This window comes from Acidovorax sp. AC410, assembly GCF_979253235.1.
Map to the genome: position 1 here is coordinate 3,096,265 of NZ_CEEDCG010000001.1, position 14,564 is coordinate 3,110,828.

Genomic DNA, 14,564 nt, shown 5'->3' on the forward strand with positions numbered 1-14,564 from the left:
GGGGGCGGGGCGGCGGGGTGGGCTGTACAAGGGCTACCCCTGCACGCCTATAATTGAAGGTTTTGCACTTTGCCTTCAACGACGCGCCCGACATGCCTATCTACGCCTACAAATGCAGCTCCTGCGGCCATGCCAAGGATGTGCTGCAAAAACTCTCCGACGCACCACTCTCGGTGTGCCCGGCGTGCGGCGCCGAGGCGTTTTCCAAGCAGGTCACCGCTGCGGGCTTTCAGCTCAAGGGTTCGGGCTGGTACGTGACGGATTTTCGCGGTGGAAACACAGGCGGCGCGCCTGCGGCGGCACCCGCTGCCGATGCCAAGGGCGGCGACGCCCCGGCAGCGGCGCCAGCGGCCGCCAGCACGGACGCCGCACCCAAGAAGGAATCCACCCCTCCCGCCAGCGCTCCGAGCGCCAGCACGGGCTCCACCCCCAAAACCTGAGTCTCAGCGGATGCCTTCCTTGCGCAAATGGTTGTTCACCGGTCTGCTGGTCATCGTGCCCGGTGTCATCACCGCCTGGGTGCTGCACTGGATCGTCAGCACGCTGGACCAGACCCTGCAGATACTGCCGGAGGCCTGGCAGCCTGACCGGGTGCTGGGCGTGCATGTGCCCGGCTTTGGCGTGGTGCTCACGCTGGCCATCCTGCTCGTGGTGGGCGCCATTGCCAGCAATTTCGCCGGCCGCAAGCTGGTGCAGTGGGGCGATGCCCTGGTGCATCGCATCCCGGTGGTGCGCTCGATCTACTCCAGCGTCAAGCAGGTCTCCGACACCCTGTTCGCCGAGAACGGCAACGCCTTTCGCAAGGCCGTGCTGGTGCAGTGGCCGCGCGAAGGCGTCTGGACGGTGGCCTTCGTCACCGGCGCGCCCAATGGGGAGATTGCAGCCTACCTGCGCGATGAGTTCGTGAGCGTTTACGTGCCCACCACCCCGAACCCGACGGGCGGCTATTTCGTGATGCTGCGCAAGAGCGACTGCGTCGAGCTCGACATGAGCGTGGATTCCGCGCTCAAGTACATTGTTTCGATGGGCGTGGTGGCCCCGGTCGATCCGACCCAGTTGCCTCTCAAGTAACCCTTTTTCTCTCAATGCGCCACAGTGGCGCCGGAAGTTCTGCCATGGCCATGCGTTCCCACTATTGCGGTCTTGTGACCGAAGCCCTGTTGGGCCAAACCGTCACCCTGTCGGGCTGGGTGAACCGCCGCCGCGACCACGGTGGCGTGATCTTCATCGACCTGCGCGACCGCGAAGGCTATGTGCAGGTGGTGTGCGACCCGGACCGCGCGGAGATGTTCAAGATCGCCGAAGAAGTGCGCAACGAGTACTGCGTGCAGGTCAAGGGCGTGGTGCGCGCACGCCCCGCTGGCACCACCAACGACAAGCTCAAGACCGGCCAGATCGAAGTGCTGTGCCACGAACTGAACGTGCTCAACCCCTCGGTCACGCCTCCGTTCCAGATCGATGAGGAAAACCTCAGCGAAACCACGCGCCTCACGCACCGCGTGCTGGACCTGCGCCGCCCCTACATGCAGAACAACCTGATGCTGCGCTACAAGGTGTCCATGGAGGTGCGCAAGTTCCTCGACGCCAACGGCTTCGTGGACATCGAGACCCCCATGCTCACCAAGAGCACGCCCGAAGGCGCGCGCGACTACCTGGTGCCAAGCCGCGTACACGACGGCCATTTCTTCGCATTGCCCCAGTCGCCGCAGCTGTTCAAGCAGCTCTTGATGGTGGCCGGCTTCGACCGCTACTACCAGATCACCAAGTGCTTCCGCGACGAAGACCTGCGTGCCGACCGCCAGCCCGAGTTCACCCAGATCGATATCGAAACCTCGTTCATGGAAGAGCAGGACATCCGTGACATGTTCCAGGGCATGATCAAGACCGTGTTCCAGAACACGCTGGGCGTGGACTTGGGCGAGTTCCCGGTCATGACCTACCAGGACGCGGCCTACCGCTTCGGCTCGGACAAGCCCGACCTGCGCGTGAAGCTTGAGTTCACGGACCTGACGGACGCCATGAAGGACGTGGACTTCAAGGTCTTCTCCGGCGCGGCCAACATGAAGGGCGGCCGCGTGGTGGCCCTGCGCGTGCCCGGTGGTGCCAAGGAAGGTTCGGGCCTGTCGCGTGGCGAAATCGACGCCTACACCGAGTTCGTCAAGATCTACGGCGCCAAGGGCCTGGCCTGGGTCAAGGTCAACGACCTGTCCAAGGGCCGTGACGGCCTGCAGAGCCCCATCGTCAAGAACATCCATGACGCGGCGATCGCAGAAGTCCTCAAGCGCACCGGTGCCCAGGACGGCGATCTGATCTTCTTCGGTGCCGACAAGGAAAAGATCGTCAACGACGCCATCGGCGCGCTGCGCATCAAGATCGGCCACAGCGAGTTCGGCAAGAAGAACGGTCTGTTCGAAGACCGCTGGGCCCCGCTGTGGGTGGTGGACTTCCCGATGTTCGAGTTCGACGAGGACAACCAGCGCTGGAACTCGGTTCACCACCCCTTCACCAGCCCCAAGGATGGCCACGAGGACTGGATGGTCACGGCCCCCGAGAAGTGCATCTCCAAGGGCTACGACATGGTCCTCAACGGCTGGGAAATGGGTGGCGGTTCGGTCCGTATCCACCGCGCCGACGTGCAGCAGAAAGTGTTCGACGCCCTGAAGATCTCGCCCGAGGAAGCCCAGGAGAAGTTCGGCTTCCTGCTGGACGCGCTGCAGTACGGCGCGCCCCCGCACGGTGGCCTGGCCTTCGGCCTGGACCGCATCGTGACCTTGATGACCGGCGCCGAGTCGATCCGCGACGTGATCGCCTTCCCCAAGACCCAGCGCGCCCAGTGCCTGCTGACCCAGGCCCCGTCGCCCGTGGACGAAAAACAGCTGCGCGAACTGCACATCCGCCTGCGCAACGTGGACGCCGTCAAGGCGGCCTGAGCCAGCGGATAGTATCTACCCCGTCATTTCCATGACCGGGCATCCCTGAGGAAAAGCGGTAGCGGCCTGTGGCCGGTGCCGCTTTTTTCATGGAGCCCCCTGTTTCCAAGCCGTTGCACCCTACCGATACGAGGTCGCCCATGCGTTCTTCCGTCAAAGTCCCCCTGGCCCTTGCCGTACTGTCCCTCGTGCTGGCCGGCTGCGGTGAAAAGAAGACCGAGCTGGGCCAGGGCGGCTCGGTGGTCACCGGCTCCGCCGGGCCAGCGGGCGCCAAGGACGCGGCGAAGGAGCTCACCCAGTGCAGCCAGCCCGTGGCCACGCTGGCCCTGGCCGAGAACCCCAACGGCTACACCGTCTCCAGCAGCTACCAGCTGCCGGCATCGCCCGTGCCGCTGATCCGCCTGATCGCCCAGCAGAGCGGCTGCTTTCGCATCGTCGACCGCGCGGCCGGCCTGCGCGGCACCGTGCAGGAGCAGGAGCTCAAGGACGCCGGCATCCTGCGCAAGAACTCCACCGTGGCCAAGGGCAAGGGCTACGAGGCGCAGTACACCCTGACCCCGAGCCTGACCTTCAGCGAACAGGACGCGGGCCGCAGCATTGCCGGCATCATCGCCATGATCCCCGTGCTGCGCGATATCGCCGGCCTGGTGGGCCTGGCCGAGCAGGTCAAGTTCAAGGAGGCGCAGACCGCACTGCTGCTCACCGACAACGAGACCACCGAGCAGGTGGCCGCCGCCACCGGCGCCGCGCGCAGCACCGATCTGGGTGCGGCGGGCCTGCTCTGGGGCCGCATGGGCGGCGCCGGCGGCGCGGGCTGGAGCAACACCAACGAGGGCAAGGTCATCGCTGCGGCCTTCCTCGATGCGCACAACAAGCTCGTGACCCAGGTACAGCAGCTGCAGGCCAAGGAACTGCCGCCACCCGTGGCGACCAAGTCAAGGCCCTGAGCTCGGGCCCATGGGCCTGTTGACGATCTATCCGGGACCTGGCCAGGTCGTCTTGGCGTGCCCCGAAGCAAGGTCTCGCCGCATGCTGCGGAGTCCCTGCCGTCAGCCTTGCGCCAAGCTGGGCAATATATTTGCAAAAGGCATGCAATATGCTAGTTGGAGGGCGGCAGGCCCCGCCGCACAATGCAGCGTCACCGGGCCCATCGCGCAAAGGACTTTTCCCGTGCAATCCTCCCCGAATTCCTCCGAACAATGGCTGCGCTACATGCCGTCCGCCCAGCACCAGCGCCAGGAGCTTCGCCTGGTCGAAAGCGCCTGGGACCAGCTCTCGCTGCTGTCCTCGCTGTCGCTGCTGTCGTCCAAGGCCTCATCGGGCGGTGACCTGGCCCAGGCGCGCAGGGACTTCGCGGCCCTCTCCAGCGACCTGATGCAGGGCCTGGTCAGCGAGGCCCTGAAAAACCGCACCGAAGACCTGGCCGCCCGCGCCCAGGTGTGCATCGACGTGCTGGTGCGCAACCTGTTCGAGCGCACGGCCGACATCGGCTTCTTCGCCACCGACGTGGGTGTGGCCGAGTACCTCGCCGACCCGGACCCGTCCCTGCGCCCGCTGATCGAGGCGCGCCTGGCCGAGTACGCCAGCAAGTACACGGTCTACGGCAACATCTTCCTTTTTGACACCGACCTGCAGCCCTGTGCCAGCCTGCGTGCCGTGAGCCCGGTGGGCGGGCTCGACCAGGTGGATGCCGACGCCGCATTCCTGCGTTCGGTGCTGCAAAGCGATGCGGGCTATGTCGAGCACCACGCCGTGCATGGCTTTTGCGGCACCGGTGCCGAAACCCTGGTCTATGCCCGGCGTGTGCACTCGGGCGGGCGCATCGTGGGCCTGCTGTGCCTGGAATTCAAGCTGGCTGACGAGATGCCGGCCATCTTCGACTCGGTGCAGCAAGAGGATGCACAGGGCACCCTGCAAGGCAGTGATGTGGTGCTGGCCCTGGTCGATGCTTCGGGGCGCGTGCTCGTGTCGGGCGACCCGCTGCAGCTGCCGGCCGGCTGGCTATTGCCCCAGGCGGGCAGCGCTGGGGTGCATGCGGTGCGCCATGCCAGCCGGCGCTACCTGATGGCCGTGCGCGATACCCAGGGCTTCCAGGGCTACCAGGGGCCGGGCTGGCGCGGCGTGGCGCTGCTGCCGCTGGACATCGCTTTCGACGAGGCCTCGCACGACGAGCGCAGTGCGCTGGCCAACGAGCTGTCGGGCCAGGCACAGCTGCTGTCGCAGGAACTGCGCGAGATTCCGCGGCGCTCGGCCACCATCCAGTCGGCGCTGGAGCGCTCGGTCTGGAATGGGCTGCTGGAGCTCAACCAGATCGGCGATTCGGGCGATGGCGGTGGCCGGGATGCAGCGGCCCCGCGCGAACTGTTGTTTGCCAAGACCCTGCTGTCCGAGATCGGTGCCACCGCGCGCAAGACCGCGCAGGCCTTTGCCAGTGCCCTGCAAGACCTCTACAGCGTGGTGCTGCGCTCCCTGCTGCGCGATGCCCAGGGCCGCGCCGCGCTGGCCATGCAGATCCTGGACCGCAACCTCTACGAGCGGGCCAACGACTGCCGCTGGTGGGCGCTCACGCCGCAGTTCGCCCGCACCCTCGCCGCAGGCACCCAGGGCTGCAGCCAGGCCACGGCGGTGCTGGCGGAGATCAACAGCCTGTACACGGTGTATGCCTGCCTGGTGCTGTTCGGCACCGATGGCCGGGTCGTCGCCGTCTCGCAACCGGGGCAGGCCCACCAGGTGGGCACCCGGCTGGACGAGGACTGGGCGCAGCGCTGCCTGCGCCTGCAGGGTAGCCAGGCCTACACCGTGAGCCGCTACGAGGCCAGCCGCTTCTACGCCGAGGGTCCCACCTTCGTGTATGCCGCAGCCGTGCGGGCCGATGTCGGCGACGGGATGGGGCGCAGTGCGGGTGGACCGGTGCTCGGCGGCATCGCCATCGTCTGGGATGCTGCCAACCAGCTCCAGTCCATCCTGGATGACTGCGCCGTGGGCACGGCCGCGCGAGACACGCTGGCCTTCGTCGATGCGCAGGACCGCCTGGTGCGCGCCAGCGGTGACGCGGCGGTTCTGCAGGCACCCGAGGCCATCGCCACCAGCCGACAGGGCGGACGCACGGCTGCGCTCGGCGGCCATCTGTACGGCATGGGCCGGGCGCGCGGCCAGGGCTATCGCGAGTTCTGCACCAGCGATGGCTACGACCATGGTCTGGGCTGCCTGGTGCTGCGCCACCTGTGCGAGCGCCGCCTGGCAACCCCTCCCGCGCCCATGGTCGATGCGCATGCGGGCGCTGCACGGGTGGAGGCCGGCCACCGCGTGCAGATGGCGACCTTCCTGATCGGCTCCCACTGGCTGGGGGTCGAGGCGACCCAGGTCGTCACGGCTGCCCCCGACGTGGCGGTGCTCCATGGCGGGGGATCGCGCGTTCCTTTCCTGGGGCTCGCGCAGATCGGCGAGCGTGTCTACTCCGTGGTGGATCTGCGCAGCGTGGTGGCAGCGGGGCCGGGCGATGCGCCCGTGCTGCGTGCGGCCGACCCCAACCGCCAGATGGTGCTGGTGCGTGTGCCGCTGGAAGGCGGCGGCACGCGCGAGTTCGTCCTGCGCGTCGATGCACTGGGCGCCATGCTCGACCTGGACCGGCGGGAGCTGCGCCCCGTGGGCATGGCCGGCGGGCCTGCGGGCACTGCGTTGATCGATGCCGTGATCCCGGTCCCCACCGCTGGCGGCAAACAGGCCCCCGGCTTGCTGTGCCGCATCTCCCCGCAGTGGCTGCTGCAGTGCGCCCTGGGCGCGCTGGCCGAAGGCCCTGCGCACGACGTCGACGCGCTCGTGGCTGCGGCATGAGTGGCCAGGAGGCCGGGGCGCGGCCTTTCAAGCTGCCGCAGTCCGTGCTGGTCGTGGTGCACACGCCAGCCCTCGACATCCTGCTCATCCGTCGTGCGGACGGGGTTGAGCACTGGCAGTCCGTCACCGGCAGCAAGGACCGCGAGGACGAACCCTGGGAAGCCACCGCCGCGCGCGAGGTGCAGGAGGAAACCGGCATCGACGTGCGGGCCAGCGGCTGCGTGCTGAGCGACTGGCTGCTGGAGAACGTCTACGACATCTGGCCCCAGTGGCGCCATCGCTATGCGCCAGGCGTGGTACTCAACCGTGAACGCGTCTTCGGCCTGTGCGTGCCTGCAGGCACGCCCGTGGTGCTGAGCCCGCGCGAGCACGTTGCCTGGCAGTGGCTGCCCTGGCGCGATGCGGCGGACCGCTGCTTTTCTGCCAGCAACGCCGAGGCCTGCCTGCTGCTTCCCCGCTTCAGCGGCGCTGGGGCAGCACCTTGACCAGGTGCTCCGCAAAGCCCTCGGCCGCCGGGGACGTGGCGCGCTGCGTGGGGCTGTACAGGCACACGTAGCGCATGGCCTCGGGCGCAAGGATGCGCCGGCGCACCAGCCCGAGCGGCTTGGCCAGTGCGCCGACGTAGTCGGGCGCCAGCGTGGCGGCCACGTCGGCGGCGGCCAGGCCCAGCGCGGTGGAGATGTTGTCCACGATCTCCACCGGTGTCACGCGCTGTTCGCTGGGCAGGCCGGTGTGCATCTGCGCCACGCTGCGCTCGTGGTCGCGGCCGGCAGCCACCAGCGGGTGGGCGTGCAGTTGCTGCCAGGTCACGCTGCGCTGGCGTGCCAGCGGGTGCGCAGGGGCGCACCACAGCACCCAGGGGCTCTGAAATAGCTGCGTGCGCGCCACATCGTCGCCGCAGGCCCGGTCCGGGCCCAGGGCCAGGTCGGCATCGCCGCTGGCGACCGCATCCACCAGTTTTTCCACCGGCACGTCGCGGATGTGGATGCGCACCTTGGGGCGCTCCTGCAGGTAGGCCTTGATGGCCTGGGGCAGGATCACGCTGGCCACGACCAGGGGCGCTGCAATGCGCACGATGCCCGCCGCGCGGTTGCGCACGTCGCTGGCGGCCGATTGCGCCATGCGCAGGTGCTTGAGCACTGACTCGGCCGAGCCCAGGAACTCGCGCCCAGCGCTGGTGATGGCCACGCGGCGTGTGCTGCGCTCGAAGAGCTTGAAGCCGAGCGCATCCTCCAGCTCGCCCACGAGCTGGCTCACGGCCGAGGGGGTGAGCGCCAGCCGGTCCGCCGTGGCCGTGAAGCTGCGCATCTCGGCCACGGTGGCGAAGGCTTCGAGCTGGCGCGGCGTGAAGTGGGGCAGGGACATGTCTCGGGGTGAATGGCTGTGCATGGACGACGAGCCCATTCATTAGACCATCTTCACAATCCATCAAAAAGCATTGATTGTGGCTGGCAGGCGGGCTGCCGATACTTCGCGGCAATCCTGCGCGGGTGCGGCTGGCGCCTGCAGGGTCCCTTTGTCCCTCTGGAGAACCCCGTGAGCAATGAGACGCTGAACGTCGCCGGCATCGCCGTGTCGCCCCACCATTACATCGACGGCCAGCGCGTGGCGTCCGAGATGCGCTTCGACCTGCACTCGCCCATCGACCAGGCGCTGCTGGGCCGTATCAGCGAAGGCTCGCCGGCCCATGTGGATGCAGCCGTCACCGCCGCAGCGCGCGCCTTCCCGGCGTGGAGCGCGCTCACGGCGGCCGAGCGCAAGCCCTACCTCGACCGCTTCGCGGCCGAGATCGGCCAGCGCGCCGAGGCCTTCTGCACGCTCGAATCCAACGACGCCGGCGTGCTGCTTTCGCGCATGAAGCACGGCGTGGTGCCGCGCGCCATGCTCAACATCACGTGGTTCGCCGAGCATGCGCTGACCCTGCAGGACCGGCCCATCGAGACCGAGCAGGCCTCCCACCTCGTGCGCCACGACCCGGCCGGCGTGGTGGCCATCATCACGCCGTGGAACGCGCCGCTGATGCTCGCCACCTGGAAGCTCGGCCCGGCGCTGGCCGCGGGCAACTGCGCCATCGTCAAGCCGCCGGAATGGGCGCCGCTGACCAGCAGCCTGCTGGCCGACTGCGCGCACGCCGCCGGGCTGCCGCCCGGGGTGTTCAACATCGTGCAGGGCGCGGGCGCCAGCACCGGGGCGCGCTTGGTCAGCGACCCGCGGCTGGCGCGCATCTCGTTCACCGGCTCGGTGCCCACGGCCAAGTGGATCGCACAGGCTGCGGGCGCCAACCTCGTGCCCTGCAGCCTGGAGCTCGGGGGCAAGTCGGCCTTCATCGTGCTGGAGGACGCTGACATCGACAACGCCGCCGCCACCGGCGCGCTGATGTACCGCAACGCCGGCCAGGTGTGCCTGGCGGGCACGCGTTTCCTGGTGCACCGCAAGGTACACGATGCCTTCGTGGCGGCCCTGCGCGGCCATGTGGAAAAGCTCACCGTGGGCGACCCGCGCGACGAGGCCACCGAGGTCGGCCCCATCATCCACCCGCGCCAGGTCGAGCGTGTGCACGGCTTCGTGCAGCGCGCCGTGGCCGATGGTGCCACGCTGCTCTGGGGTGGGGCGCAGCACCCTTTCGGCGCGCAGTATTACCAGCCCACGCTGCTCACCAATGTGCGCCAGGACAGCGAGATCGTGCAGAACGAGGTCTTCGGCCCGGTGCTCACCTTGCAGGCCTTCGACAGCGACGAGGAGGCCATCGCACTGGCCAACGGCACCGACTACGGCCTGGGCGGCGTCTGCTACGGCGAAACGGCACACGCCAGCGCCGTGGCGCAGCAGGTGCGCACCGGCTTCATCTGGGTCAACAGCTTCGGCATCCGCGACCTGGCCGCGCCCTTCGGTGGCATCAAGCGCAGCGGCGTGGGCCGCGAGGGCGGGGACTGGAGCTTCGAGTTCTTCTGCGACGTGAAGGATGTCGTCGTTCCCAAGAAGCCCTTTCGCGCGAGTTTCAGCCATCGCTGAGTACAACCAGAACACACAGGAGACACACACTATGGGAAGCATCGTTGGCGCCGCCATCGTCTCGCACCACCCCGGCCTGATGCAGTGCGAAGAGTTTCGCGTGCTGCAGGGCGCGGGGGCCGACTCGGACCTGATCCCCGGCTATGCGCGCCTGCGCGAGCGCATCGCTGCGGCCCGGCCCGACGTGGTCATCATCTTCGACTCGCACTGGTTCACCACCGGCTACCACCTGGTGGACGGCGCGCCGCGCTACCAGGGCATGTTCATCTCCGACGAGATGCCCTGGTACCTGCACGGCGTGCCCTACGACTACCGGGGCCACCCCGATCTTGCGCTTTCAATCGAGGCCGTTTCGCGCGAGCACAAGGGCTACAACCGCGCCATCAACCACCCGGACCTGGGCAAGCAGTACGCCACCATCAACCTGGTCAAGCACCTGCGCCTGGAGCGCAGCGATACCCCGGTGGTCACCGTGAGCTCGTGCCAGAACTGCGACTGGCACCATTTCCTCAAATCGGGCGAGGCGATTGCCGAGGCCGTGCGCCGCAGCGACCTGCGCGTGCTGCTGCTGGCATCGGGCGCGCTGAGCCACAAATTCAACCCCATCGACTGGAAGCCCAAGCACCCACGTATCTTCCACGAGAGCAATGTCTCGCGCCCCGAGAACATCGTGAGCGACAAGGGCGCCATCGCGCTGATGGAGCAGGGCCGGCACGACATGGTGCTCGATCGCTGGCAGGACGAGTACCGCAAGATGCCCTGGGAGGCCTTTGGCGCGCACTACCTGCAGATGCTGGGCGCCATGGGCGGTGCCGACTGCCGCGCGCGCGGTGTGGCCCTGTCGGCCTACGAGAATGCACGCGGCACGGGCAATGTACACATGTGGTTCGATGGCGAGGGCGCCACGACGGCCCCAGCGGAGGTGGTGGCATGAACTTCGAATTCCCGGTCACCGAACTGCCCGCCGTGATGCGCGGCCCGCGCGTGGAGCGCCGCCGCGTGCTGGTGGGCGGCAGCGCCTGCTGGGGCACCATGGTGGAAGAGGGCGCGCAGCAGGGGCAGCTGCGCCTGGACGATGGCCGCGTGCTCGACCCGGCCACGGTGCAGCACCTGCCGCCGGTCTCGCCCAGCAAGGTCATCGCCGTGCACATCTCGTACCGCTCGCGCAGCATGGAAACCCGCAACCAGCCCAGGCCGACCGAGACGCCCACCTATTTCACCAAGCCGCCGACCTCCGTCAACGGCCATGGCTGCGAGATCCATAAGCCCGCCGACAGCCTGTACCTGAACTACGAGGGCGAGTACGCCGTGGTCATCGGCAAGACCTGCCGCAACGTGCTGCCCGACGAGGCCTGGGACTACATCGAGGGCTTTTGCCCGGCGCTCGACATGGGCCTGCAGAACTACCGCGACACCGACCAGGGCAGCATGCTGCGCGTGAAGGGGGCCGACACCCTGCTGCCGATAGGCCCCGGCATCGTGCGCGGCGTGAACCTGTTCGAACAGACGCTGCGCACCTACCGCAACGGCCTGGTGGTGCAGGAAGCGCACATTGGCGACGAGACCATCTGGGGCCCGCACTACGTGGTGGCCGACATTGCGCGCCACATCACCCTGGTGCCGGGCGACGTGATTCTGATGGGCACGCCCTGCCACTCGCGCTCGGTGGACCCGGGCGACCTGGTCGAATGCGAGATCACGGGCCTGGGCCGCCTGGCGGGCACCGTGGTCGCGATCGATGCGCCGCGCGCCTCGGCCCTGGGCGTGGGCCACCAGCCCACCGACAGCCCCGAGGTACGGCGCGTGGCCTGCGGCTTCGACGAGCGCGTGCCCGAGCATCTGAAGGCCAACTACCGGCAGGCCGCCAAAAACAGCGGGAAGGATTGACGATGTTCCATGATGCGTTGATCCAGCAACTCGCCCATGAGCTGCACCAGGCCGAGAAGACCCGTGTGCAGGTGGAGCATTTCTCCAAACGCCATCCCGGCATGACGGTGCAGGACGGCTACGCGATCTCGCGCGCCTGGGTGGCGATGAAGATCGCCGAGGGGCGCACGGTGCGCGGCCACAAGATCGGCCTGACCTCGCGCGCCATGCAGATCGCCAGCCAGATCACCGAGCCCGACTTCGGCACCCTGCTCGACGACATGTTCTTCGCCGAGGGCGGCGACATCCCCATGCAGCGCTTCATCCTGCCGCGCGTGGAGGTGGAACTGGCCTTCGTGCTCAACCGGCCGCTGCGCGGCGAGCCGGGACGCCCGCCCGTGAACATCTTCGACGTGTTGGCCGCCACCGAGTACGTGGTACCTGCCATCGAGATCATCGACGCGCGCATCGAGCAGCACGACCGCCACACCGGCGTGATGCGCAAGGTGTTCGACACCATCTCCGACAACGCGGCCAATGCCGGCATCGTCACCGGCGGTCGGCCCGTGCGTCCCGATGCGGTGGACCTGCGCTGGTGTGGCGCGCTGCTCTACAAGAACGGGGTGATCGAGGAATCCGGGCTGGCCGCTGCCGTGCTCAACCACCCGGCCACGGGCGTGGCCTGGCTGGCCAACAAGCTCGCGCCTTACGGCGAGGGGCTTGCGGCCGGTGAAGTGGTGCTGGGTGGCTCGTTCACGCGGCCGGTGGCGGCCGCCGCAGGCGACACCTTTCATGCAGACTACGGGCCGCTGGGCAATATCGCCTTCCGCTTTGTTTGAAGTGAAACACCCCCTGAGTCGCTTCGCGCCTTCACCTCTCTCTCGACTCGCTGCGCGAGTCGGGAGGGGGACGCGCCCAGCGCAAGGGCTGGATACGCCGCCTTCGCGGCGGGGCGGCCCTTGCGCGGGGGCACTGGCCTGGGCAGCGCCAGTTTCATGCGTCGTGGGTGGCGCGCAGCGCAGTGGATAACTTATACGATCGAAGGCAAATCCGTATCAGGAGGCCGCTGCACAGGCTCTGGTGGGCAGGAGCGCTCCTGCCGGGCTAAAGGGGCCGCAGCCTGAGCTTCTCCGCCGGATCGGGGGGCTCGGGTGTGGGCACGCCCAGGATGTCGTCGATGGAGGGCTCGTCGGGCATGTCCAGGATCTGGTCTGCCGACAGTTCAGTGCGGGCTGCAATGGCCGCCAGCGCGGCAGACGCCGCCGCTTCGGGCGGCGGTGGCGTGCGCGTGCGTATCACCACGCCGCCGGGCCGGCGGTCGCCGTCCTGCCCCAGCACCGCGCGGGTCGGGGCGTTGCCGCAGCGGGCGCGCACGGCCTGCACATTCTCCTGCAGCGCATCGGCATCCGCAATGCGTTCGCGCTGGCGCAGCAGCACCTGCTGGGCCATGTCCGCCAGCTTGGAGTTCAGGGAGCTTTCGGCCAATTGCAGCAGCTTGCGCACGGCCCCTTCGGCATCGCCGGCCAGGCTCTGGGCCATGGCTTTCTCGGCGGCCTGGTTGATCTGGGGCAGGCAGTCGCGCACGATGTCGGCGTGCGCGGGGTAGACGTTGCAGGCATTGGCCATCAGCTCCGTGAGGCCACGCGTGTTGGCGTAGCGCATGCCCAGGGAGCGCACCCATTTCTCGCCGTCCGACAGGTCGATGGAGGTGGCCGCCAGCACGGCCAGCAGGCTGGCCAGGTTGCAGCCGGCTTCGAAATCGAAGCTGGCCTCGCCGATCTCGCGCGCCATGTCGCGCACCGCCGCCACGGCGGCAGAGAACTGCCGCTGCTGGATCAGCAGCAGGGTCTGGGCAATGCTGGAAAAGCGCTGGATGCGCTGGCTGTCCTGGTGGCGCTCCAGGATCCGGGCAAAGTCTGCCACGCAGCGCTCGATGCCCTTGCGGTCCTTGTCGGAAAAGTAGGAAAAGGCCAGCAGCACCAGGGCCTGGAAGTCGAACAGCTTGGAGTCGATGCCCAGCATGGCTGCGCGCGCGAGCACGCTGGCGGCCGTTTTGCGGTCACCCATGTAGTAGGACATCATTCCCAGCTTCTGCAGCCGCACCACCGAGTCGGGCGTGAGCGCACTGGCAGTACGGTAGGTCTCGATGGCATCGGAGAAGTTACCAAGCTCCACCTGGGCGCGTCCCAGCACGTCGTAGGCATCGGCAAACGAGGCGTCTTCGCCGATCAGGCCCTGCAAGGTGGTGATGGCCCGGTTGGCCTGGCCGGATTCGATCTGCGCGCGCGCCACGCCGAGCTTGGCCCAGGGCAGGGCGCGCGCGGCAATCACGGCCTCGAACAGGGTGCGCGCCTCGTCGTGGCGGTTCAGGCGCAGCAGCAACTCGGTGCCGATGCGCGCGGCATACAGCCAGTAGGGCTTGCGTGCCTCGAAGCGTTCCACGCACAGGCGCGAGGCGAGTTCGAAGTCCTCCTGCTCGATGGCGTCGAAAATGGGTTTGAGGTGGATCTTGCGCAGGCGCGCCAGGCTCAGCCGCTCGAACAGGGCACTCGGGGTGAAGGGCTTGAGCAGGTAGCCGTCCAGCGCCGACTCGGCGGCCTCGGCCACGGCTGCATACGAGGCCTCGGCGGTGACCATGAAGAACACGGTGGAGAACGGCAGCAACTGCGCACGGCGCAGGTCATCCAGCAGGGTCTGCCCGGAGTCGCCAGATTCGCTGAAAAACTGGTCGCACAGCACATAGTCGAACACGGTGTGTTCCAGCCGGGCACGGGCGTCACGCACGCGGCTGCACTGCACGATCTTGGTGACTCCGTACTCACGCAACTGCCCCACCAGAATGCTGCGCGAGGTGGCATTGCTGTCAATGATCAGTGCCAGGCTCTCTGGTGGATCCGGGTCTTTGGCTGTGGCCATCTGCAG

The 14,564-nt window shown here is 68.0% G+C and carries 12 protein-coding genes; 10 read left to right on the forward strand and 2 right to left on the reverse strand.

The features are described from left to right. Positions 1-92 precede the first annotated feature (92 nt). The 6 genes from AC0IZS_RS14420 to nudB all read left to right on the forward strand — a co-directional run bounded on the left by AC0IZS_RS14420 (position 93) and on the right by nudB (position 7,249). Positions 93-440 (forward strand): FmdB family zinc ribbon protein, encoded by a 348-nt coding sequence (locus AC0IZS_RS14420; protein ID WP_471639529.1) that lies wholly within the window; start codon positions 93-95, stop codon positions 438-440. Positions 441-450: 10 nt separating this feature from the next. Next, positions 451-1,071, forward strand: a complete 621-nt coding sequence (locus tag AC0IZS_RS14425; RefSeq protein ID WP_471636228.1) for a DUF502 domain-containing protein — start codon at positions 451-453, stop codon at positions 1,069-1,071. Between the two features lie 44 nt (positions 1,072-1,115). Further along, positions 1,116-2,930 (forward strand): aspartate--tRNA ligase, encoded by a 1,815-nt coding sequence (gene aspS, locus AC0IZS_RS14430; protein ID WP_471636229.1) that lies wholly within the window; start codon positions 1,116-1,118, stop codon positions 2,928-2,930. A 140-nt stretch (positions 2,931-3,070) separates the two neighbouring features. Continuing rightward, positions 3,071-3,877, forward strand: a complete 807-nt coding sequence (locus tag AC0IZS_RS14435; protein ID WP_471636230.1) for a curli production assembly/transport component CsgG — start codon at positions 3,071-3,073, stop codon at positions 3,875-3,877. 223 nt (positions 3,878-4,100) lie between these two features. Next, positions 4,101-6,764, forward strand: a complete 2,664-nt coding sequence (locus tag AC0IZS_RS14440; protein WP_471636231.1) for a chemotaxis protein CheW — start codon at positions 4,101-4,103, stop codon at positions 6,762-6,764. Next, positions 6,761-7,249, forward strand: a complete 489-nt coding sequence (nudB, locus tag AC0IZS_RS14445; RefSeq protein WP_471636232.1) for a dihydroneopterin triphosphate diphosphatase — start codon at positions 6,761-6,763, stop codon at positions 7,247-7,249. Before AC0IZS_RS14440 ends, nudB begins: the two co-directional genes overlap by 4 nt. Here the strand turns inward: nudB and AC0IZS_RS14450 are convergent. Then, complete coding sequence (locus AC0IZS_RS14450; RefSeq protein ID WP_471636233.1) at positions 7,224-8,129, reverse strand: LysR family transcriptional regulator; 906 nt, start codon at positions 8,127-8,129, stop codon at positions 7,224-7,226. The genes nudB and AC0IZS_RS14450 overlap by 26 nt on opposite strands. Before the next feature lie 171 nt (positions 8,130-8,300). Between AC0IZS_RS14450 and AC0IZS_RS14455 the strand changes: the two genes are divergently transcribed. From AC0IZS_RS14455 to hpaH, 4 genes are read left to right on the forward strand one after another with little or no spacing between them, the layout of a single operon-like run. After that, positions 8,301-9,776, forward strand: coding sequence for an aldehyde dehydrogenase family protein (locus tag AC0IZS_RS14455; RefSeq protein ID WP_471636234.1), 1,476 nt, complete (start codon positions 8,301-8,303; stop codon positions 9,774-9,776). Positions 9,777-9,807: 31 nt separating this feature from the next. Then, positions 9,808-10,710: a DODA-type extradiol aromatic ring-opening family dioxygenase gene (locus tag AC0IZS_RS14460; RefSeq protein ID WP_471636235.1), complete on the forward strand. Its 903-nt coding sequence runs from the start codon at positions 9,808-9,810 to the stop codon at positions 10,708-10,710. Beyond that, positions 10,707-11,663, forward strand: a complete 957-nt coding sequence (locus AC0IZS_RS14465; RefSeq protein WP_471636236.1) for a fumarylacetoacetate hydrolase family protein — start codon at positions 10,707-10,709, stop codon at positions 11,661-11,663. Before AC0IZS_RS14460 ends, AC0IZS_RS14465 begins: the two co-directional genes overlap by 4 nt. Before the next feature lie 2 nt (positions 11,664-11,665). Beyond that, positions 11,666-12,481, forward strand: a complete 816-nt coding sequence (gene hpaH / locus AC0IZS_RS14470) for a 2-oxo-hept-4-ene-1,7-dioate hydratase (protein ID WP_471636237.1) — start codon at positions 11,666-11,668, stop codon at positions 12,479-12,481. Positions 12,482-12,746: 265 nt separating this feature from the next. On the opposite strand, the gene AC0IZS_RS14475 is transcribed toward hpaH, so the two are convergent. Continuing rightward, complete coding sequence (locus AC0IZS_RS14475; RefSeq protein ID WP_471636238.1) at positions 12,747-14,558, reverse strand: response regulator; 1,812 nt, start codon at positions 14,556-14,558, stop codon at positions 12,747-12,749. Positions 14,559-14,564: the final 6 nt, after the last annotated feature.

What these genes read in the sequence shown, in the direction of transcription:
- AC0IZS_RS14475 (WP_471636238.1), bottom strand. Translation starts at nt 14,558, where the DNA reads ATGGCCACAGCCAAAGACCCGGATCCACCAGAGAGCCTGGCACTGATC.
- nudB (WP_471636232.1), top strand. Translation starts at nt 6,761, where the DNA reads ATGAGTGGCCAGGAGGCCGGGGCGCGGCCTTTCAAGCTGCCGCAGTCC.
- AC0IZS_RS14425 (WP_471636228.1), top strand. Translation starts at nt 451, where the DNA reads ATGCCTTCCTTGCGCAAATGGTTGTTCACCGGTCTGCTGGTCATCGTG.
- AC0IZS_RS14450 (WP_471636233.1), bottom strand. Translation starts at nt 8,129, where the DNA reads ATGTCCCTGCCCCACTTCACGCCGCGCCAGCTCGAAGCCTTCGCCACC.
- AC0IZS_RS14435 (WP_471636230.1), top strand. Translation starts at nt 3,071, where the DNA reads ATGCGTTCTTCCGTCAAAGTCCCCCTGGCCCTTGCCGTACTGTCCCTC.
- AC0IZS_RS14460 (WP_471636235.1), top strand. Translation starts at nt 9,808, where the DNA reads ATGGGAAGCATCGTTGGCGCCGCCATCGTCTCGCACCACCCCGGCCTG.
- hpaH (WP_471636237.1), top strand. Translation starts at nt 11,666, where the DNA reads ATGTTCCATGATGCGTTGATCCAGCAACTCGCCCATGAGCTGCACCAG.
- AC0IZS_RS14420 (WP_471639529.1), top strand. Translation starts at nt 93, where the DNA reads ATGCCTATCTACGCCTACAAATGCAGCTCCTGCGGCCATGCCAAGGAT.
- AC0IZS_RS14465 (WP_471636236.1), top strand. Translation starts at nt 10,707, where the DNA reads ATGAACTTCGAATTCCCGGTCACCGAACTGCCCGCCGTGATGCGCGGC.
- aspS (WP_471636229.1), top strand. Translation starts at nt 1,116, where the DNA reads ATGGCCATGCGTTCCCACTATTGCGGTCTTGTGACCGAAGCCCTGTTG.